We start from the raw sequence: 20695 nt of genomic DNA on the forward strand, positions 1-20695 counted from the left end.
GGGTCGACCCGGGTGCCGCCGTTCTACGTGTGGTTCCCGGGCACTGCCTGCAGGCCGTACCGGCTCGCCTACACTCGATGGGCTGTAGACAGCGCCCAGACCACCAAGATCCGTCAAGGAGTACGCCTGTGAAGAGCACCGTCGAGACTCTGAGCCCGACGCGCGTGCGGCTCGCCATCGAGGTGCCGTTCGTCGAGCTCGAGCCGAGCCTCAAGAAGGCGTACCGGGAGATCGGCCAGCAGGTCCAGGTTCCCGGCTTCCGCCGGGGGAAGGTTCCGGCCGCCGTGATCGATCAGCGGGTCGGCCGGGGCACCGTGCTCAACGAGGCGGTCCAGGAGGCCATCCCGCAGAACATCCTCTCGGCGGTGCGCGAGCATGACCTGAAGACGCTTGGTCGTCCCGAGGTCGAGATCACCGAGTTCGCGGACGGTGACTCGCTCAACTTCACCGCCGAGGTGGACATCCGGCCGGAGCTCAACCTCCCCGACCTGTCGACGGTCGAGGTGACCGTCGATGAGCTCAAGATCGATGACAGCGAGATCGACGAGCAGGTGCAGAGCCTGCGGGAGCGGTTCGCGACGCTGAAGACCGTCGAGCGGGCAGCCGCCGAGGGCGACTTCGTGCAGATCGACCTGAACGCGACCGTTGACGGCGAGGAGGTCCCGGGGGGCTCGGCGACCAACCTCTCGCACGAGGTCGGCAGCAAGCAGCTCCTGCCGGGCCTGGATGAGGCCGTCGTCGGCCTGGCGGCCGACGCGAGCACCACCTTCACCACGCAGCTGGTCGGCGGGGACCACGCCGGCCGCGACGCCGAGGTATCGGTGACCGTCCGCACGGTCAAGGAGAAGGAACTGCCGGAGCTGGACGACGACTTCGCCGAGCTGGCTAGTGAGTTCGACACCATGGCGGAGCTTCGCGACGACGTCCGCGAGCGGGTGACCCGGAGTAAGCAGGTCGAGCAGATCTACGCCGCCCGGGACAAGGCCCTCGAGCAGATTGTCGAGGCGGTCGAGGTGCCGGCGCCGGAGGGGGTCGTCCGCGAGGAGGTCGAGAGCCGCAAGGCGGCGATGGTGGATCAGCTTGAGCGGATCGGCGCCTCGATGGAGGAGTACCTCGCGGCCGAGGAGAAGACCGAGGAGCAGATCAACACCGAGCTCACCGAGGCGGCCGTCCAGGGCGTGAAGATTCAGCTCCTGTTGGACACCGTCGCCGACGCGGAGGAGATTCAGGTCTCCGACGACGAGTTCGGCCACGAGATCGTGCACCGGGCGCAGCGCGCCGGGGTGGCGCCGCAGCAGTTCTACGACCAGCTGGTCCGCTCGGGTGCCGCCGGCGCGGTCTTCGGTGACGTCCGGCGGGGCAAGGCCCTGGCCTCGATCATGGATCGCATCACGATCAAGGACGCCACCGGCGAGGCGGTCAGCCTCGACGCCCTGCGCGCCGAGAACGAGGCCGCGCACGCTCACGCGGAATGATCTTAGGTTTCGGCCGCCGTCCCCGCCGCTGGCTGGGGCGACGGCCGAAACCTGTTTTTGGGTACGCCTGACCGGGCTGCGCTGAGAGCGAACAGTGCCCTGACCGGGGTTCTGCCACTCGGTCGAGCCGTTAGTGTCGGGTAGGACGGTACGGAGAGCGAAGGGCTGCCATGACCGACATGCACATTCCGCCGACGCCGCTCCGGGCGATCGACGCCCGCGGTGGCGACAACATTGGCAACCTCGACGACTCGGTCTACAACCGGTTGCTCAAGGAGCGGATCATCTTCCTGGGCAGCGAGGTGACCGACCAGGTCGCCAACCGCATCTGCGCGCAGCTGCTGCTGCTCGCCGCGGAGGACCCGGACCGCGACATCAACCTCTGGATCAACTCGCCGGGCGGCTCGGTCTACTCGGGCATGGCGATCTACGACACGATGCAGTTCATCGACAACGACGTGTCCACGGTGGCGATGGGCATGGCGGCCTCCATGGGTCAGCTGCTGCTCTGCGCCGGCACCAAGGGCAAGCGGTACGCCCTGCCGCATGCCCGGATCATGATGCACCAGCCGTCGGGTGGCATGGGCGGCACCGCATCGGACATCGCTATCCAGGCGGAGCAGATGCTCTACACCAAGCGGATGTTCCAGGAGCGGGTCGCCTTCCACACCGGCCAGACTCAGGCGGAGATCGAGGCAGACTCGGACCGGGACCGTTGGTTCACCGCCCAGGAGGCCATGGAGTACGGCTTCATCGACAAGGTGATCACCGGGGCCGCTCAGGTTCCGGAAGGCGCCGGGACCCTGAGCTGAGCGAGGAGCTGACGATGACCGACCTGAGCCTGCCGCCGCAGTTCGCGGCCGTGCACAACCGCTATGTCCTGCCGTCCTTCGTCGAGCGCACGTCGTACGGGGTGAAGGAGTCCAACCCGTACAACAAGCTCTTCGAGGATCGGATCATCTTCCTCGGGGTCCAGGTGGATGACGCGTCGGCCAACGACGTGATGGCCCAGTTGCTCACGCTGGAGGGCACGGACCCGGACCGCGACATCATCATGTACATCAACTCGCCGGGTGGCTCGTTCACGGCCATGACGGCGATCTACGACACCATGCAGTACGTCCGGCCGGATATTCAGACGGTCTGCCTGGGGCAGGCGGCCAGTGCGGCGGCGGTGCTGCTCTCGGCCGGCACGCCCGGTAAGCGGATGGCACTGCCGAATTCGCGGATCATCATCCACCAGCCTGCCACGGAGGGGGGCTACGGGCAGGGCTCGGATATCGAGATCCAGGCCCGGGAGATTCTGCGGATGCGTACCCAGCTGGAAGAGATGCTCTCCCGGCACTGCAACCAGCCGGTGGAGAAGGTCCGCAAAGATATCGATCGGGATAAGATTATGACGGCCGAGGAGTCCCGCGAGTACGGGTTGGTCGACACCATCCTCACCAGCCGTAAGAAGGGCTTGTTGGCCGCCAACGCCGCCAACTGAGCCGGATCGGGTCAGGGGTCGGCCGGGGTAAACTCGACCGACCTCTGACACACCCGTTTTAGGGGTCGGAGAAATCCGCGCCAGCGGGTAACGTCGGGTCTGTGCCGCTTCGCCGGTCGATCCGGTGGTAGCTGAGATGGGCGGCGCGTGGTGTCCGGGAGTCATGGCCGGATCACCGGCCGACGAGTGCAGGGAGACTGTGGGTGGCACGGATCGGTGACGGCGGCGACCTACTGAAGTGTTCCTTCTGTGGGAAATCGCAGAAGCAGGTCAAGAAGCTTATCGCTGGTCCCGGTGTCTATATCTGCGACGAGTGTATCGATCTCTGTAACGAGATCATCGAAGAAGAGCTGGCCGAGTCGGGTGAAGTGAAGTGGGAAGAGCTTCCCAAGCCGATGGAGATCTGCCAGTTCCTCGACAATTACGTCGTGGGTCAGGCTCAGGCCAAGAAGGCTCTCGCCGTCGCGGTCTACAACCACTACAAGCGAATTCAGGCCGAGGCGGCCGGTGCGCCCAGCGTGGACAGCGTTGAGCTGGCCAAGTCCAACATCCTGCTGCTTGGTCCCACCGGGTGCGGCAAGACCCACCTGGCGCAGACCCTGGCTCGGATGCTCAACGTGCCGTTCGCCATCGCGGACGCCACTGCCCTGACCGAGGCCGGCTACGTCGGGGAGGACGTGGAGAACATCCTCCTCAAGCTGATCCAGGCCGCCGACTACGACATCAAGCGCGCCGAGACCGGGATCATCTATATCGACGAGGTCGACAAGATCGCGCGTAAGTCGGAGAATCCGTCGATCACCCGCGATGTCTCCGGCGAGGGCGTGCAGCAGGCCCTCCTCAAGATGCTGGAGGGGACGGTTGCGAACGTTCCGCCCCAGGGCGGCCGCAAGCATCCGCATCAGGAGTTCATTCAGATCGACACCACCAACGTGCTCTTCATCTGTGGCGGTGCCTTCGCCGGCCTCGACCAGATTATTGAGGCACGTACCGGTCACGGCGGCACGGGTTTCGGTGCCCGGCTGCGGGCGGTCTCGGAGCGTTCCACCGATGACACCTTTAGCCAGGTGATGCCGGAGGACATGCTGAAGTTCGGTCTGATCCCCGAGTTCATCGGTCGGCTGCCGGTGATCACCAACGTTCGCAGTCTCGACCGTGAGGCTCTGGTACAGATCCTCACCGAGCCGCGAAACGCGCTCGTCCGGCAGTACCAGCGCCTCTTCGAGTTGGACGGCGTCGAGCTGGAGTTCGAGCAGTCGGCCCTGGAGGCGATCGCCGACCAGGCGATGCTCCGGGGCACCGGCGCCCGCGGCCTTCGCGCGATCATGGAGGAGGTTCTGCTCTCCGTGATGTACGAGGTGCCGAGCAACCCCGACGCGGCCCGCGTCTTGATCAATCGCGAAGTGGTGTTGGAGAACGTCAACCCGACGATTGTTCCGCGTGAGTTCACCAGCCGTCGGGCGCGGCGGGAGCGTGAGGATAAGTCGGCGTGATCGGGTTGGTCCGTTCGGGGGGCTAGCCGAGCCCGAAAGGCCCTCCAGCCACCTCGCTGCCGTCAACTTTGCCGCGGCCACAGTCCTGCTTCTGTTCCGCTGACTCCCCTGCCCGTAACCTGGGTGCATGCGAGTCGCGGTCTGCCAGTTGAATGCCCGGGATGACCGAGGGTCAAATCTGGCAGCCGCCGAGGCCCTGCTGGAGCGGGCGGCGGCCGGCGGCGCCGATCTGGCGATCCTCCCCGAGTATGTCGACTATCTCGGTCCGGCCGCCGGGCAACCGGTCGCGGAGCCGGTGGACGGGGAGGTCGGGACCTTCTTCGCCGATGCCGCGCAGCGGCTTGGTATCTGGGTCGTGGTTGGTTCGATTCACGAGCGGGGCCCGGATCCGGAGCTCTCGTATAACACCTGTCTGGTGTTCGATCGCTCCGGGGCGCTCGCCGCCACCTATCGCAAGATCCACCTGTACGACGTGGAGATACCCGGTCGGGTGTCGTATCTGGAGTCAGCCACGGTCGCCGCTGGCGTGCAGCCGGTCGTCGTAGACGTGGAGGGCATTCGGGTTGGGCTGTCGATCTGTTACGACCTCCGTTTCCCCGAGCTCTATCGTCAGCTCGTCACGGACGGTGAGGCGGAGCTACTCCTTGTCCCGGCAGCGTTCATGCTGCACACGGGGCGGGACCACTGGGAGGTGCTGTTGCGTGCCCGGGCCATCGAGAACCAGTGCTTCGTTGCGGCTGCGGCCCAGACGGGGGACCACGAGCCGAGCCGTACCTGCTTCGGGCGCAGCATGGTGATAGATCCCTGGGGGACAGTGCTCGCCCAGGTGCCAGATGGTGCCGGGCTCGCGATTGTCGACCTCGACCTGGAGCGGCTGCGGACGGTCCGGGCCGAGTTGCCGAGCCTGGCCAACCGTCGCCTGTAGTCTCCCTGAGCCCAGCCGTCAGAGTTGCAGGCGGCGAACGGCTTGTCGTCGAGCCGCTGTTCGTCGGATCCGTCCTCAGTCCTGTAGGAGGACCCCGATTGTTGCGAGGCCGACGATGGCGGCGGCGGTGACCAGGAGCGCCGTTGTCATTCGCGAAGGTCCCCGACGAGCCAGCCGGCCGATCGACAGGACCAGGACGACGAGTACGAAGGCACCGATGACGAGTTGCCAGAACGGCAGGAGCAGCCCGAGCAGCACCTCCTCGGCCAGCACCGGGGTCGCTGTCAGCTCGGCCATGCAGACACTCTCCCACGGATGAGCGGTTCCGGTCTTCTGCACGGGGTTGAGTGGTGGCGGCGGAGCTGGGCGTCGCCGCCGGTTGGTGTCAGTGATGGATCTTGATTTGCCTTCTGCGGGGGGACCGCGTAACTTTCTCTCTGCACGCGGGAAGCCGGGCAGACCGGTGGAGAGCGGGCACCAGGACCGTGGCGATATCGCCGAGCGGGGCTGGAGCGCGGGCGGTGTGAGGCGCTTCCGGAGACGGAGTTGCAATCACGAAGCCGACCGGGTAGAGTACTGAAGCCGGCAGGAGCCGGGCGGATAGCCGCGAGGCGGATGTCGGCCGGTCTGCCGATTCTCACAACAGTAACGACCGCCAAGTTGGCGTGCGTGATTGTGGGTGGGCTAAGACGAGTTTGTTGCCTGAATCGTCAGGTTGACGAGCGCGGAATGGCCCGGCTAGTTTAGAGCGGTTGCCTCTTGAGGGGCCCTGGTTTGGGGTTCTGATGGTGTGTGGTTGTTCTTTGAGAACTCAACAGGGTGTTTGGAAAGCCAGTGCCGTTTTGGTCTGGGTTGGCCTGCTGTTTGGTGGGTTGGCTTGGGCTTGAATTTGGCAGCAGATTGTTTTTTGTTGCTGGGGTTTTCTTCAAGTTTTTGTTGGAGAGTTTGATCCTGGCTCAGGACGAACGCTGGCGGCGTGCTTAACACATGCAAGTCGAGCGGAAAGGCCCTTCGGGGTACTCGAGCGGCGAACGGGTGAGTAACACGTGAGTAACCTGCCCTAGGCTTTGGGATAACCCCGGGAAACCGGGGCTAATACCGGATATGACTGGCTGCCGCATGGTGGTTGGTGGAAAGATTTTTCGGCTTGGGATGGACTCGCGGCCTATCAGCTTGTTGGTGGGGTAATGGCCTACCAAGGCGGCGACGGGTAGCCGGCCTGAGAGGGCGACCGGCCACACTGGGACTGAGACACGGCCCAGACTCCTACGGGAGGCAGCAGTGGGGAATCTTGCACAATGGGCGGAAGCCTGATGCAGCGACGCCGCGTGAGGGATGACGGCCTTCGGGTTGTAAACCTCTTTCAGCAGGGACGAAGCGTTTGTGACGGTACCTGCAGAAGAAGCGCCGGCCAACTACGTGCCAGCAGCCGCGGTAAGACGTAGGGCGCGAGCGTTGTCCGGATTTATTGGGCGTAAAGAGCTCGTAGGCGGCTTGTCGCGTCGACTGTGAAAACCCGTGGCTCAACTGCGGGCTTGCAGTCGATACGGGCAGGCTAGAGTTCGGTAGGGGAGACTGGAATTCCTGGTGTAGCGGTGAAATGCGCAGATATCAGGAGGAACACCGGTGGCGAAGGCGGGTCTCTGGGCCGATACTGACGCTGAGGAGCGAAAGCGTGGGGAGCGAACAGGATTAGATACCCTGGTAGTCCACGCTGTAAACGTTGGGCGCTAGGTGTGGGGGGCCTCTCCGGTTCTCTGTGCCGCAGCTAACGCATTAAGCGCCCCGCCTGGGGAGTACGGCCGCAAGGCTAAAACTCAAAGGAATTGACGGGGGCCCGCACAAGCGGCGGAGCATGCGGATTAATTCGATGCAACGCGAAGAACCTTACCTGGGTTTGACATCGCCGGAAATCCTTCAGAGATGGGGGGTCCTTCGGGGCCGGTGACAGGTGGTGCATGGCTGTCGTCAGCTCGTGTCGTGAGATGTTGGGTTAAGTCCCGCAACGAGCGCAACCCTTGTTCGATGTTGCCAGCGCGTTATGGCGGGGACTCATCGAAGACTGCCGGGGTCAACTCGGAGGAAGGTGGGGATGACGTCAAGTCATCATGCCCCTTATGTCCAGGGCTTCACGCATGCTACAATGGCCGGTACAATGGGCTGCGATACCGTGAGGTGGAGCGAATCCCAAAAAGCCGGTCTCAGTTCGGATCGGGGTCTGCAACTCGACCCCGTGAAGTCGGAGTCGCTAGTAATCGCAGATCAGCAACGCTGCGGTGAATACGTTCCCGGGCCTTGTACACACCGCCCGTCACGTCACGAAAGTCGGCAACACCCGAAGCCGGTGGCCTAACCCTTGTGGGGGGAGCCGTCGAAGGTGGGGCTGGCGATTGGGACGAAGTCGTAACAAGGTAGCCGTACCGGAAGGTGCGGCTGGATCACCTCCTTTCTAAGGAGCGCCATCCGTCGAAGGGCGGTATGGAGCCTCGGTTGCCTGTGTTGGGTGATGGGGTGCTCATTGGTCGGAGACACTGGCTAGTTGGTTTTGGCAGCGGTTTGATGCTCTTGTACACGCTCTCTTCGGGGGGTGGTTGGAAGGGGTTGATGATGCGGCTGGGGCTGGCGTTGGACACCCTGTTGGGTCCTGAAGGAATGACCGTGTGGTTGTTTCTTGGGCCGTGTGGTCTGTGATGTCGCCGGTTGGTGGTGTTGCGGGTTGGCGGTTTGCCTGGCGTGGCTTGCTTCGTATACCGGATGCTGGCTTTTGCCTCCTGTGAGGGGGTGGGGTTGGTGTTGCTGGTGCGGGGTGGTGGTTGCGGGTTGGTTGTTTGTTGAGAATTACACAGTGGACGCGAGCATCTTTGTGGTCAAGTTGTCAAGGGCGAACGGTGGATGCCTTGGCACCAGGAGCCGATGAAGGACGTGGGAGGCCGCGATAGGCCTGGGGGAGCTGTCAACCGAGCTGTGATCCCAGGGTGTCCGAATGGGGGAACCCGGCATCAGTCATGTGATGTCACCTGCACCTGAACTCATAGGGTGTGTGGAGGGAACGCGGGGAAGTGAAACATCTCAGTACCCGTAGGAAGAGAAAACAATTGTGATTCCGTGAGTAGTGGCGAGCGAAAGCGGATTGAGGCTAAACCGGCTGCGTGTGATACCTGTCAGGGGTTGCGTGGTTGGGGTTGTGGGACCCTGCGGCACGGGCTGACACTCGTGTGGGGAGTTATAAAGCTGGTGGTTAGTTGAACAGTCTGGAATGGCTGACCGTAGACGGTGAAAGTCCGGTAGGTGAAAGCTGCCAGTCTCCTGTGGGTGTTCCCGAGTAGCGGCGGACTCCTGTAATCTGCCGTGAATCTGCCAGGACCATCTGGTAAGCCTAAATACTTCCTGGTGACCGATAGCGGATAGTACCGTGAGGGAATGGTGAAAAGTACCCCGGGAGGGGAGTGAAATAGTACCTGAAACCGTTCGCCTACAATCCGTCGGAGCCTTTAGGGGTGACGGCGTGCCTTTTGAAGAATGAGCCTGCGAGTTAGTGGCATGTGGCGAGGTTAACCCGGGTGGGGGAGCCGTAGCGAAAGCGAGTCTGAATAGGGCGTCAGAGTCGCGTGTCCTAGACCCGAAGCGGAGTGATCTAGCCATGGGCAGGCTGAAGCGTGGGTAAGACTGCGTGGAGGGCCGAACCCACCAACGTTGAAAAGTTGGGGGATGACCTGTGGTTAGGGGTGAAAGGCCAATCAAACTCCGTGATAGCTGGTTCTCCCCGAAATGCATTTAGGTGCAGCGTCGTGTGTTTCTTGCCGGAGGTAGAGCACTGGATGGTCTAGGGGGCCTACAAGCTTACCGAAATCAGCCAAACTCCGAATGCCGGTAAGTGAGAGCGCGGCAGTGAGACTGCGGGGGATAAGCTTCGTAGTCGAGAGGGAAACAGCCCAGATCACCAGCTAAGGCCCCTAAGCGTGTGCTAAGTGGAAAAGGATGTGGGGTCGCATAGACAACCAGGAGGTTGGCTTAGAAGCAGCCATCCTTGAAAGAGTGCGTAATAGCTCACTGGTCAAGTGGTTCCGCGCCGACAATGTAGCGGGGCTCAAGCACACCGCCGAAGCTGTGGCATTCACGCGTGTACTTCGCATGGCCTTTGGGTTGTGTGTAGGTGTGTGGATGGGTAGGGGAGCGTCGTGCCGGGGGTGAAGCAGCCGAGTGATCGAGTTGTGGACGCGGTGCGAGTGAGAATGCAGGCATGAGTAGCGAATGAAGGGTGAGAAACCCTTCCGCCGGATGACCAAGGGTTCCAGGGCCAGGTTAATCCGCCCTGGGTGAGTCGGGGCCTAAGGCGAGGCCGAGAGGCGTAGTCGATGGATAACGGGTTGATATTCCCGTACCCGCGAAGGAGCGTCCCTGATGAACTTCGTTGTGCTAACCATCCGATCTTGGTGTGGTCTTTGGACTGTGCTGGGGGAGCGTGGGAACCTGGCGGGTAGTAGTCAAGCGATGGGGTGACGCAGGAAGGTAGCTGAGCCCGGCCGGTGGTTGTGCCGGGGTAAGCGTGTAGGCTGTGTCGTAGGTAAATCCGCGGCGCGTGTGGCTGAGACGTGATGCCGAGCCGATTCAGGTGAAGTCAGTGATCCTATGCTGTCGAGAAAAGCCTCTAGCGAGTTCCGAGCGGCCCGTACCCTAAACCGACACAGGTGGTCAGGTAGAGAATACCAAGGCGATCGGGTGAACTGTGGTTAAGGAACTCGGCAAATTGCCCCCGTAACTTTGGGAGAAGGGGGGCCGGAGACGTGAAGGCACGTGCTGCTGGAGCGTTGTATGGCCGCAGAGAGCAGGGGGAAGCGACTGTTTACTAAAAACACAGGTCCATGCGAAGAAGTAATTCGATGTATATGGACTGACGCCTGCCCGGTGCTGGAACGTTAAGGGGACCTGTTAGTCTTTCGGGGCGAAGCGGAGAACTTAAGCGCCAGTAAACGGCGGTGGTAACTATAACCATCCTAAGGTAGCGAAATTCCTTGTCGGGTAAGTTCCGACCTGCACGAATGGCGTAACGACTTCCCCACTGTCTCAACCACAGGCCCGGCGAAATTGCATTACGAGTAAAGATGCTCGTTACGCGCGGCAGGACGGAAAGACCCCGGGACCTTTACTATAGCTTGACATTGGTATCTGAATTAGCTTGTGTAGGATAGGTGGGAGCCGGTGAAGTGTGCACGCCAGTGCATGTGGAGGCAATCTTGAAATACCACTCTGGTTGGTTTGGGTATCTAACTTCGGACCGTTATCCGGTTCAGGGACAGTGTCTGGTGGGTAGTTTAACTGGGGCGGTTGCCTCCTAAAGGGTAACGGAGGCGCCCAAAGGTTCCCTCAGCCTGGTTGGCAATCAGGTGTTGAGTGTAAGTGCACAAGGGAGCTTGACTGTGAGACTGACGGGTCGAGCAGGGACGAAAGTCGGGACTAGTGATCCGGCACTGGCGAATGGAAGCGGTGTCGCTCAACGGATAAAAGGTACCCCGGGGATAACAGGCTGATCTTCCCCAAGAGTCCATATCGACGGGATGGTTTGGCACCTCGATGTCGGCTCGTCGCATCCTGGGGCTGTAGCAGGTCCCAAGGGTTGGGCTGTTCGCCCATTAAAGCGGTACGCGAGCTGGGTTTAGAACGTCGTGAGACAGTTCGGTCCCTATCCGCCGTGCGCGTAGGATACTTGAGAAGGGCTGTCCCTAGTACGAGAGGACCGGGACGGACGAACCTCTGGTGTGCCAGTTGTCCCGCCAGGGGCACGGCTGGTTGGCTACGTTCGGAAGGGATAACCGCTGAAAGCATCTAAGCGGGAAGCCTGCTTCAAGATGAGGTATCCCATCCACCTTTGGTGGGGTAAGGCCCCCAGCTAGACGACTGGGTTGATAGGCCGGAAATGTAAGCTCGGTAACGGGTTCAGTTGACCGGTACTAATAGGCCGAGGACTTGACTACTAAGTTGCTACGCGTCCACTGTGTATCTCTTGGCAAGCAAACATTGCCTGTGGTGTTGGGTGTGTTTGATATGTCGATAAGTGTTACGGCGGTCATGGCGGAGGGGAAACGCCCGGTTACATTCCGAACCCGGAAGCTAAGCCCTCCAGCGCCGATGGTACTGCACTCGGGAGGGTGTGGGAGAGTAGGACACCGCCGGGCAAAACTTTTGTTGAGGGCCGACCCTACCCGGGTCGGCCCTCAACGCTTTTCCCGGCGGGCACACCACCCGGAAGACAACACCGCCATCACCGCTTCCTCCGATCAGCGGGTCTGCATCTCGTTGCGCATCTTCCGGAACAGGTCAGCGGCGTCTTCTACCGGATGATCCGGAAACAGGCCCATCACCACGCTTCCATGGTCCGCCCAGCCGCACACAGCGAAATCGCCACCCGTGCCGCTGGTGGTGCCACACTTCAGCACCCCACCAAGGGGGCCTGGGGAGAGGCTCCGCAGGCCACTGACCTGACCAGTTTCGTCGGCCATCAGCCCGAACAGACTGTCCAGGTCGCGTTCGGGCTGCCAGAGCAGCGTGGTGCCGCCGAAGACGAGCACCGGCCGGCGTTCGTCCGTCGGATCCCGGTAGACGGTGCCGAAGCTCTGGTCCAACTCGATGCCGGCCGCGAACCCGTTCCGGAGATAGTCGGCCGTGCTGCGGGCCGGCTCGCTGTCGTCCCGAGTCAACCCGGCCACCTGCGCTGGGCTGGCTACCGTGGTGTCCTGCTGCTGGAAGACGCGCCAGCCCACAGCGCCGAAGGTTCCCGCGCCAGCGAGCCCCACGGCTGCCGCCAGCAGCCAGGCCACCCGGCGGCGACGAGCTCGGGTGTCGGTTCGTTTGGGCTTCGGAGCCGGGTCCTCGCCGTCGAGTCGGATCGGCTCGTCGGTCAGGTTGACTGGCTCGGGAGCCTCGTTGACGGCGCGTTCACTGAGGTGCCCGTTGGACATAACCGACACCGTACGCGAAGCCCTGGTGGCGCACGTAAGGTCTGCGGAAGCTCTCCGTAGACTTCCAGGAGTGACCGAGAGACTGGACGCCCAACGCCCCGACGCCCCGACCCTTGCCGGCCAGTACCTGCCGGGCGAGGTGGAGCAGCGACGGTACGAGCAGTGGGTAGCCGGCGGACACTTCCGCGCGTCGGCGGAGAGCGACAAACCCCCATACACCATCGTTATCCCGCCACCGAACGTCACCGGCTCGCTGCACATGGGGCACGCGCTGGACCACACGATGCAGGACGCTCTGATCCGGCGGAAGCGCATGCAGGGCTACGAGACGCTCTGGCTGCCCGGGATGGATCACGCCGGTATCGCCACCCAGAACGTCGTGGAGCGGCAGCTGGGCGAGCAGGGCCTGTCCCGGCATGACCTCGGCCGCGAGGCGTTCGTGGAGCGGGTCTGGCAGTGGAAGGCCGAGTCCGGGGGCGCGATTCTTGGGCAGATGCGCCGGCTCGGCGACTCCGTCGACTGGGAGCGGGAGCGGTTCACCATGGACGCGGGCCTGTCGCGGGCCGTCCAAACCATGTTCAAGGCGCTGTACGAGGACGGGTTGATCTATCGGGCCGAGCGGATCATCAACTGGTGCCCGCGCTGCCTCACCGCGCTGTCGGACATCGAGGTGGAGCACACGGACGACGACGGTGAGCTGGTGTCGATCCGATACAGCGACGAGGTCGTGGTGGCCACCACCCGGGCGGAGACGATGCTCGGTGACACCGCCGTCGCGGTGCATCCCGAGGACGAGCGCTACCAGCACCTGATCGGCACCGAGGTCGAGCTGCCGCTGACCGGCCGGCGCATTCCGATCGTCGGGGACGAGCATGTTGACCCGACCTTCGGCACCGGCATGGTGAAGGTGACCCCGGCGCACGACCCGAACGACTTCGAGATCGGCCAGCGGCACGACCTGCCGTCCCACACGATCATGGATGAGCGGGGCGTCATCACCGCGCCCGGGCCGTTCGCCGGCCTGGACCGGTACGAGGCGCGTCCCGCCATCGTCGCCGCCCTGCGGGAACAGGGCCGGATCGTGGCCGAGAAGCGCCCGTACTCGCATGCGGTCGGTCACTGCTCACGCTGCCGTACGACGGTGGAGCCCCGCCTGTCGTTGCAGTGGTTCATCAACACCTCCCCGTTGGCCAAGGCGGCTGGTGACGCGGTGCGGGACGGACGGGTGCGGATCGAGCCGGCGGAGCTGGCCAAGCGGTACTTTGCCTGGGTCGACAACATGCACGACTGGTGCATCTCCCGCCAGCTGTGGTGGGGGCACCGCATCCCGGTCTGGTACGGCCCGGCCGGTGAGGTCGTCTGCGTTGGTCCGGACGAGACGCCGCCGACCGGCGACGGCTGGCGCCAGGACGAGGATGTGCTGGACACCTGGTTCTCCAGCGGGCTGTGGCCGTTCTCCACCCTCGGCTGGCCGGAGCAGACTCCGGAGCTGGCCAAGTTCTACCCGACGAGCGTCCTGGTCACCGGCTACGACATCCTCTTCTTCTGGGTCGCCCGGATGATGATGTTCGGCCTCTACGCGATGGACGGCCGACAGCCCTTCGACGTGGTCGCGCTGCACGGCATGGTCCGCGACGAGCACGGCAAGAAGATGTCGAAGTCGTTCGGCAACGTGGTTGATCCGCTGGACTGGATTGATCGGTACGGCGCCGATGCCACCCGGTTCACCCTGGCCCGTGGTGCGAACCCCGGCGGGGACGTCGCCGTCAGCGAAGAGTGGTGCCAGGGCTCCCGTAACTTCTGCAACAAGCTCTGGAACGCGACTCGGTTCGCCCTGTTGAACGGCGCGCACACCCGGGGGGCGCTACCGCCGGCGACGGAACTGTCAACAGTCGACCGCTGGATTCTCTCCCGGCTCGCGCGTGTCACCGTGGAGGCGGACGAGCAGTTCGAGGCGTACGAGTTCGCAAAGGTTTGCGACCTGCTGTACCACTTCGCGTGGGATGAGGTCTGCGACTGGTACGTGGAGCTGACCAAGCCACTCCTGGCTGCCGGTGGTCCGGCCGCGGATGTCACTCGGCGCGTCCTCGGGCAGGTGCTGGACCAACTGCTGCGGCTGCTGCACCCGATCATCCCGTTCCTCACCGACGAGTTGTGGATCGCCTTGACCGGCGGTGAGACGGTCATGACGGCAGCCTGGCCGGCCGCCGACCGGGCGTTGGTTGACGCCGCCGCGGAGACGGAGATCGCCGCGCTCCAGCGGGTGGTCACCGAGATCCGGCGGTTCCGTTCCGACCAGGGGCTGCGTCCGACCCAGCGGGTCGTGGCCCGGCTCGACGGATTGGCCGGCGCCGGTATCGCTGGGCACGAACCGCTGATCCGGTCGCTGGTGCGCCTCGACGTGGCAGGGACGGACTTCCAGGCCAGCGCCGTTCTGACCCTGCCCGGTGAGGTGGGGGTCGCGCTGGACACCCGCGGGTCGATCGACGTGTCGGCCGAGCGGGCGCGGTTGACCAAGGACCGGGTGGCGGCGGCGAAGGAGGTCGGACAGGCCCGGACCAAGCTCGACAACCCGGCGTTCGTGGGGAAGGCGCCCGAGCCGGTGGTGCAGAAGATCCGCGACCGGCTCGCCGCCGCCGAGGCCGACCTGGTGCGCATCGACACGGCTTTGGAGGCCCTCCCCTCATGAGCGAGCAGACTGACTTCGCCGCCGTCGAGGCGGAACTCGCCACTCGCGGGTTCACCCGGATGGTCTTCGAGCTGGACCGGATCGAGATGCTGCTGGATCTGCTCGGGAGCCCACAGCGGGCGTACCCGTCGATCCACCTCACCGGCACCAACGGTAAGACCTCGACAGCTCGCATGATCGACTCGCTGTTGCGGGCGTTCGGGCTGCACACCGGGCGATACACCAGCCCACACCTGGAGACCGTCCGCGAGCGGATCAGCCTGGACGACGAGCCGGTGGACGAAGAGCGGTTCGTCGCCACCTACCGCGAGGTGGCGCCGCTGGCCCAACTCGTTGACCAGCGATCCGCGGAGCCCCTGACCTACTTCGACCTGACCACGGCGCTGGCCTTCGCCACCTTTGCCGACGCGCCGGTGGATGTCGCCGTCGTCGAGGTGGGCCTCGGTGGCGCGGAGGACTCGACCAACGTCCTTCAGGCCGGTGTCACGGTGTTGACTCCGATCGGGCTCGATCACACCGAGTGGCTCGGCGACACGATCTCCGACATCGCGCTCCACAAGGCAGGCATCATCCACAAGGGCGCGACGGTGATCTCGGCCGGGCAGGAGGAGGAGGCAGCGCGTCCGGTGCTCGAGCGCTGCGCCGAGGTCGGCGCGACGATCGCCCGAGAAGGCGCCGAGTTTGGGGTGTTGCGTCGGGCCGTCGCGGTCGGTGGCCAGGTGCTCACCCTGCAGGGGCTCGGCGGGCAGTACGAGGAGCTCTTCGTCCCGTTGCACGGTGCCCACCAGGCGCAGAACGCCGCCGTGGCGCTCGCGGCCGTGGAGGCGTTCCTCGGCGCGGGTGCGCGCCGCCAGCTGGATGTCGAGACGGTCCGGGAGGGGTTCGCCGCGGTGAGCTCGCCGGGGCGGTTGGAGCGGGTCCGCACCGCCCCGACCGTGCTGCTCGACGGCGCGCACAACCCGCAGGGCATGGCGGCCACGGTCACCGCGCTGCAGGAGGAGTTCGCGTTCAGCAAACTGGTCGCCGTCCTCGGTGTCCTCGGTGACAAGGACGCATTCGGCCTGCTCGAACTGCTGGAGCCGGTGGTTGACCAGCTGGTGGTCACCCGAAACAGCTCGCCGCGGGCGATGCCCACCCGGGAACTGGCGACGCTCGCCGCCGACGTTTTCGGCCCGGACCGGGTGGTGGTGGCGGAGCAGATGCCGGACGCCATCGAGGCGGCGGTGGCGCTGGCCGAGCAGGATGTCCCCGGTGAGCTGGCCGGGATCGGCGTACTCGTCACCGGTTCGGTGGTGACCGTGGCCGACGCCCGCCGGCTGCTGAAGCGATGACCGCCGCCGGGCGTCCGGCCGGCTCAGGACCGGCGGCCGGGCTGCCGAAGGGTTCAGGACCGGCGGCCGGGCTGTCGCCGGGTTCGGGACCGGCGGGCGAGCTGTCGCCGGGTTCGGGACCGGCGGGCGAGCTGTCGCCGGGCTCGGCGTCGCCGCCGCGCCGCTCCGGGTTGCGTAATCCGCAGCGGGCGGTGGCCGGTCTCGGTGCCGGGCTCCTGAGCCTTGAGGCCCTGGTCCTGGTGCTGGCCATCCAGCCGATCCGGGTGGTCGGCGGCGGGCTGAGTGCTGCCGCGATCGCCGCTGTGGTGACGCTGGCGGTGGTGGCGGTGCTGCTGGCCGGAATGATCCGTCGTGCCTGGGCCTGGTCGGCGGGGGTCGTTCTGCAGGGCGCGTTGCTGCTCGCCGGCGCGTTGCACTGGTCGCTGCTGGTGCTCGGGGTCATCTTCGCGTTGGTGTGGGCGTACGCCCTGCACGTGCGGCGGGTGATCCTGGGCTGACCGGCCCACTCAGGCCTCGGCGCGTTCCCGCCACTGGGTGAGGGCGATGCCGTGCCCGTCCGGGTCGCGGAAGGCGGCCGCCCACACCTCCAGCTTCGACCCACGGTTGACGACCCGCGGCGGATAGGTGAAGCGGACGCCGGATTCGCGCAGCCGCGTGTACGCCTCCTCGATGTCGTCAACCTCAAGGTTGACATGTACGAGCCGACGGCTGATGGGGACGGCCTCGGTGGCCTCCCGGAGCACCAGGCGGGTCGCCCCGGAGGCGAGCACCGCGTTCCCGGAGCCCTGGTCAACTTCGGTGAAGCCGAGATCCTGGTAGAAGGTGAGCGACCGCGTCAGGTTGGTGACGAGCAAAGTGAACCCCACCCCGGCGATCGGCGGGTCACCGGCGGGCTCCCCGAAGATCGCCTCGTCCAGGTCCGGGATCACCGGTTCCTCGGCGTACGGCGGCATCGGGTCGTCCAGGGGCAGGTCGATCGGGTCTGCCGGGGCCGGAACCCGGAACCCCTCGGCCATCGGTCCGGGCCCTTCGGGGGTCGGGCGAGCCGGCGTGGCGGTGGACGAGGTCTCGAATGGCCCCGCCGGGAACGGTGTCGCCTCGGTCGATGGGTCGAATCGTTGTTCGGCCGGAGGTCGAGGGCTCGGCGCGGCGCGCCGCGGTAGGTCGCCCGGGGCGGGCGGGTTGACCAGTTCCCCGTCCAGAACTGTCGGGCCGCCAGGGACCTGGTGTACGACGACCGTGCTGGGTTCGGGCGGCGGCGGGACCGGGTCGCCGTACGGGTCCCGGAACTCGTCGTCGACTGCCCGGCCGGCCCACGGCGGTGCCTCCTGCTGGATCAGTAGCTCTTCTGCCGGTAGGTCCGGGTCCGGATAGTGTGGGGGCAGGTCCGCCCCGCTGACCCGCGCGGCTTCGGCGTGGGTGAGCACCTCGTCCCAGAGAACGCGAACGTGCCGCTGGTCGTCGAGCGCCACCCGGATCGGTAGGGTCTGGCCCGGCGCCGGCCACTTGGCGACCGGCACCCGTGGTTCGATGATCTTTTTGGAACGGGGTGGTAGCCCGGGTGCGTCGATGAAGAGCTGCAGCTCGCAGCGGCCGAACGCGTACTGGGTTGGTGGCTCGGAGACGGTGTGTACGGCCCCTTCACCGATGACCCAGGTGCGGCCGCCGGCGCGAACCGTGGCGAGGGCGACCGCCAGCACCAGGATGGCGCCGCCGAGCGCCACGATCGACCAACTCGGCATGCCCAGGCCGAACAAGACCACGAACGTAGCCACCGTGCCCAGCGCCGCGCCGACCAGCTTGCGGACCGGCGCGATCGGGCGGCTACCGCCATTCGCCACTGTGGACCTCCTGGAGGGGGTAGGGGTCAGGCTAGGCCGGCTCGCCCGCCGGGGGAAGGACCGACCGCCGCGCCGGCGCCGAGACCGGGCCGATACGCTGACCGTACCCAGCCCGGTCGCCTTCGGTGTACAGGAGGAACAGCGTGTCCAGCAGCAGTCCCGAGGAGCGTACGCTCGTATTGATCAAGCCCGACGCGGTCCGCCGCGGGCTGGTCGGCGAGATTATCTCCCGATTCGAGGGTAAGGGCCTGCGGCTCGACGCGATGGTGCAGCGGACGCTGGATGAGGACTTCGCCGATCAGCACTACGCCGAGCACGTCGGCAAGCCCTTCTACCCGCCGCTGAAGACCTTCATGACCAGCGGCCCGCTGGTCGCGCTGGTGCTCTCGGGCGATCAGGTCATCGAGGTGGTACGTGGCATGATCGGCGTCACCGATGGCCGGCGGGCCGCGGCCGGCACCATCCGGGGTGACCTGTCGTTGTCGAACCGGGAGAACCTCGTGCACGCCTCCGACTCCGTCGACAGCGCGAAGCGCGAGATCGGGCTCTGGTTCCCGGAACTGGTCTGAGGACCGCGGCTGAGGTGTTGTCGCGCGCGCCGACGGTAGGGTCGCGCCCACGGCAGGGTGGTGTCGCGCCCGCGGCGCGGTCGTCATCGGGTGTTCCCGGGGTGGCCATCTGGGCCGCGGGGAAAGGTCATGTCGGTTCGGTAGACCGGCGGGGTAAGTCCCCGACCCGGGAGGAACCATGACCGAGTTCGATCGACGTACGCTCCTGCGGACCGGCCTTGCCGTGGGCGCGGGAGCCGCTGGCGGAGCGCTCCTGGGAGGTGTCAGCGGCGCCGCCGGGCCCGCCGCCGCGGGTTGGCGCCCAGCCGGTCGTCCCGTTCTGACGCACGGGGTGCAGAGCGGCGACCTCTCCGCCGAGTCGGCGGTGGTGTGGACCCGGGCTGATCGGCCCGGCCGGATGCTGGTGGAGGTGGGCCGTCGGCCGGACCTGCGGGACGCCCGGCGGCTGCGTGGGCCGGTCCTGGACCCGACCGGGGACTTCACCGGCAAGGTACGACTGCGCGGGTTGCCGGCCGGTGAGCGCTGGTACTACCGGGTTCGGGCGGAGAGCCTGGACCGGCCCGGGTTGTGCAGTGAGCCGCTGACCGGCTCCCTGCGGACCGCCCCCGGTCCAGGCTCGCGGCGCGACATCCGGTTTGTCTGGACCGCAGATATCGCGGGGCAGGGCTGGGGCATCGCCCCCGACTTCGGCGGCATGTCCATCTTCGCCGCCATGCGCGCCGCCGAACCCGACTTCTTCCTCTGTGGCGGTGACACGGTGTACGCCGACAACCCGCTGACCGAGACGGTGTCGCTGCCGGACGGGCGGGTCTGGCGGAACCTCGTCACCCCGGAGAAGAGCAAGGTCGCCGAGACCCTGGCGGAGTTCCGGGGGCAGTACGCGTACAACCTGCTCGACGAGCACCTGCGGGCGTTCGTGGCCGAGGTGCCGCAGATCAACCAGTGGGACGACCACGAGGTGACGAACAACTGGTACCCGGGTGAGGTGCTCACCGATGACCGGTACACGGAGAAGCGGGTCGACGTGCTCGCCGCCCGTGCCCGGCAGGCGTTCGACGAGTGGTTGCCCACCCCGATCCGGGGCCCCCGCTACCGGCGGTTGCCGTACGGGCCGTTGTTGGACGTCTTCGTGCTGGACATGCGTACGCACAAGGACCCGAACGACGGGAACAACTACCCGGACCCGGACCGGGGGCTGCTCGGCCGGGAGCAGCGGGAGTGGCTGATCCGCGAGCTGACCCGCTCCCGGGCGACGTGGAAGGTGATCGCCGCTGACCTGCCGCTCGGGCTGGTGGTGCCGGACGGGTCGGCCCAGGAGGGTGTGGCGCAGGGCGACCCGGGGGCGCCGGCGGGCCGGGAGTTGGAGCTGGCCGAGGTGCTCCGGGCGGCCCATCGCGCCGGGGTGACCGGCATTTTCTTCCTCACCGCCGATGTCCACTACACCGCCGCCCACCACTACGACCCCGCCCGGGCGGCGATCGGCGACTTCACGCCGTTCTGGGAGTTCGTCTCCGGCCCGGCGCACGCCGGCGCTTTCGGCCCCAACCAGCTGGACGGCACGTTCGGCCCGCAGGCGGTCTTCGTCAACGCGCCGCCCAGCGCGAACACCAGCCCCGCGGCGGGTTTCCAGCACTTCGGCGAGGTGCGTATCGACGCCGACAGCGGTGCCTGCACGGTCCACCTGCGGGACCGCACCGGTAACTCGCTCTGGAGCACGACGCTTCCCGCTCCGCGGTGATCACGCCGGCCGATCATGGAGCTGGTCGGAGCTTCGTGATCGGCCGGTCCGGCGGTGGAAGTCGGCGGCGATCTCTGCCCGGGGTCGGGTAGGGTTGGCGACCACGGCGACGACCCGGCTATCACCGGTGAGCCTCCGGAAGAAAGGGCCGCCGCGCCCGAGTAGAACCGGACGGGTCCGGCCCGTCAC

At 65.7% G+C, this 20695-nt stretch carries 13 protein-coding genes and 3 rRNA genes; 13 read left to right on the plus strand and 3 right to left on the minus strand.

Annotated features, from left to right (window positions below):
- The first annotated feature begins 128 nt into the window (after positions 1 to 128).
- From tig to SALPAC3_RS0120175, 5 genes are all read left to right on the plus strand, one after another.
- Entirely contained in the window at positions 129 to 1475 is a 1347-nt protein-coding gene (gene tig, locus SALPAC3_RS0120155; RefSeq protein WP_018222988.1) for a trigger factor, read from the plus strand.
- A 170-nt stretch (positions 1476 to 1645) separates the two neighbouring features.
- A complete protein-coding gene (locus SALPAC3_RS0120160) occupies positions 1646 to 2287 on the plus strand; it encodes an ATP-dependent Clp protease proteolytic subunit (protein WP_018216647.1) in 642 nt (213 codons plus the stop codon).
- A gap of 14 nt (positions 2288 to 2301) precedes the next feature.
- On the plus strand, positions 2302 to 2964 hold the full coding sequence (locus SALPAC3_RS0120165) for an ATP-dependent Clp protease proteolytic subunit (protein WP_018216646.1): 663 nt from the start codon (positions 2302 to 2304) through the stop codon (positions 2962 to 2964).
- A gap of 203 nt (positions 2965 to 3167) precedes the next feature.
- A complete protein-coding gene (gene clpX, locus SALPAC3_RS0120170; protein WP_018222989.1) occupies positions 3168 to 4457 on the plus strand; it encodes an ATP-dependent Clp protease ATP-binding subunit ClpX in 1290 nt (429 codons plus the stop codon).
- A 127-nt stretch (positions 4458 to 4584) separates the two neighbouring features.
- Positions 4585 to 5382, plus strand: coding sequence for a carbon-nitrogen hydrolase family protein (locus SALPAC3_RS0120175; protein WP_018222990.1), 798 nt, complete (start codon positions 4585 to 4587; stop codon positions 5380 to 5382).
- Positions 5383 to 5457: 75 nt separating this feature from the next.
- Here the strand turns inward: SALPAC3_RS0120175 and SALPAC3_RS0120180 are convergent, their stop codons facing one another.
- On the minus strand, positions 5458 to 5679 hold the full coding sequence (locus tag SALPAC3_RS0120180) for a hypothetical protein (protein WP_018222991.1): 222 nt from the start codon (positions 5677 to 5679) through the stop codon (positions 5458 to 5460).
- Between the two features lie 636 nt (positions 5680 to 6315).
- On the opposite strand from SALPAC3_RS0120180, the gene SALPAC3_RS0120185 reads away from it, so the two are divergent.
- The 3 genes from SALPAC3_RS0120185 (at position 6316) to rrf (ending at position 11555) form a co-directional block, all read left to right on the plus strand.
- Positions 6316 to 7831: ribosomal RNA gene (locus tag SALPAC3_RS0120185) — 16S ribosomal RNA — on the plus strand.
- 416 nt (positions 7832 to 8247) lie between these two features.
- Positions 8248 to 11354 (plus strand): 23S ribosomal RNA (locus tag SALPAC3_RS0120190).
- Between the two features lie 84 nt (positions 11355 to 11438).
- Positions 11439 to 11555: ribosomal RNA gene (rrf, locus tag SALPAC3_RS0120195) — 5S ribosomal RNA — on the plus strand.
- The 16S, 23S and 5S rRNA genes sit together here, the layout of an rRNA operon.
- A gap of 102 nt (positions 11556 to 11657) precedes the next feature.
- Here rrf and SALPAC3_RS0120200 read toward each other — a convergent pair.
- Positions 11658 to 12338, minus strand: coding sequence for a hypothetical protein (locus tag SALPAC3_RS0120200; RefSeq protein ID WP_018222992.1), 681 nt, complete (start codon positions 12336 to 12338; stop codon positions 11658 to 11660).
- Between the two features lie 70 nt (positions 12339 to 12408).
- Between SALPAC3_RS0120200 and SALPAC3_RS0120205 the strand changes: the two genes are divergently transcribed.
- The 3 genes from SALPAC3_RS0120205 to SALPAC3_RS0120215 are packed head-to-tail and all read left to right on the plus strand — an operon-like array spanning position 12409 to position 16855.
- Positions 12409 to 15027 carry a valine--tRNA ligase gene (locus tag SALPAC3_RS0120205; RefSeq protein ID WP_018222993.1) on the plus strand — a complete coding sequence of 873 codons (2619 nt, stop codon included), beginning with the start codon at positions 12409 to 12411 and terminating at the stop codon, positions 15025 to 15027.
- The gene (locus SALPAC3_RS0120210; RefSeq protein WP_018222994.1) at positions 15024 to 16358 is read left to right on the plus strand and encodes a bifunctional folylpolyglutamate synthase/dihydrofolate synthase; all 1335 of its coding nucleotides are present in this window, start codon (positions 15024 to 15026) and stop codon (positions 16356 to 16358) included. The genes SALPAC3_RS0120205 and SALPAC3_RS0120210 overlap by 4 nt, the downstream gene beginning before the upstream one ends.
- Complete coding sequence (locus SALPAC3_RS0120215; RefSeq protein WP_018222995.1) at positions 16355 to 16855, plus strand: DUF4233 domain-containing protein; 501 nt, start codon at positions 16355 to 16357, stop codon at positions 16853 to 16855. Before SALPAC3_RS0120210 ends, SALPAC3_RS0120215 begins: the two co-directional genes overlap by 4 nt.
- A gap of 9 nt (positions 16856 to 16864) precedes the next feature.
- Here the strand turns inward: SALPAC3_RS0120215 and SALPAC3_RS0120220 are convergent, their stop codons facing one another.
- Entirely contained in the window at positions 16865 to 18199 is a 1335-nt protein-coding gene (locus SALPAC3_RS0120220; protein ID WP_018222996.1) for a VOC family protein, read from the minus strand.
- 143 nt (positions 18200 to 18342) lie between these two features.
- Between SALPAC3_RS0120220 and ndk the strand changes: the two genes are divergently transcribed.
- Positions 18343 to 18768 (plus strand): nucleoside-diphosphate kinase, encoded by a 426-nt coding sequence (gene ndk, locus SALPAC3_RS0120225; protein ID WP_018222997.1) that lies wholly within the window; start codon positions 18343 to 18345, stop codon positions 18766 to 18768.
- Positions 18769 to 18946: 178 nt separating this feature from the next.
- Positions 18947 to 20506 carry an alkaline phosphatase D family protein gene (locus SALPAC3_RS0120230; RefSeq protein ID WP_018222998.1) on the plus strand — a complete coding sequence of 520 codons (1560 nt, stop codon included), beginning with the start codon at positions 18947 to 18949 and terminating at the stop codon, positions 20504 to 20506.
- Positions 20507 to 20695: the final 189 nt, after the last annotated feature.

Source organism: Salinispora pacifica DSM 45544 (genome assembly GCF_000378845.1).
In the GTDB taxonomy this organism is placed as follows: domain Bacteria; phylum Actinomycetota; class Actinomycetes; order Mycobacteriales; family Micromonosporaceae; genus Micromonospora; species Micromonospora pacifica.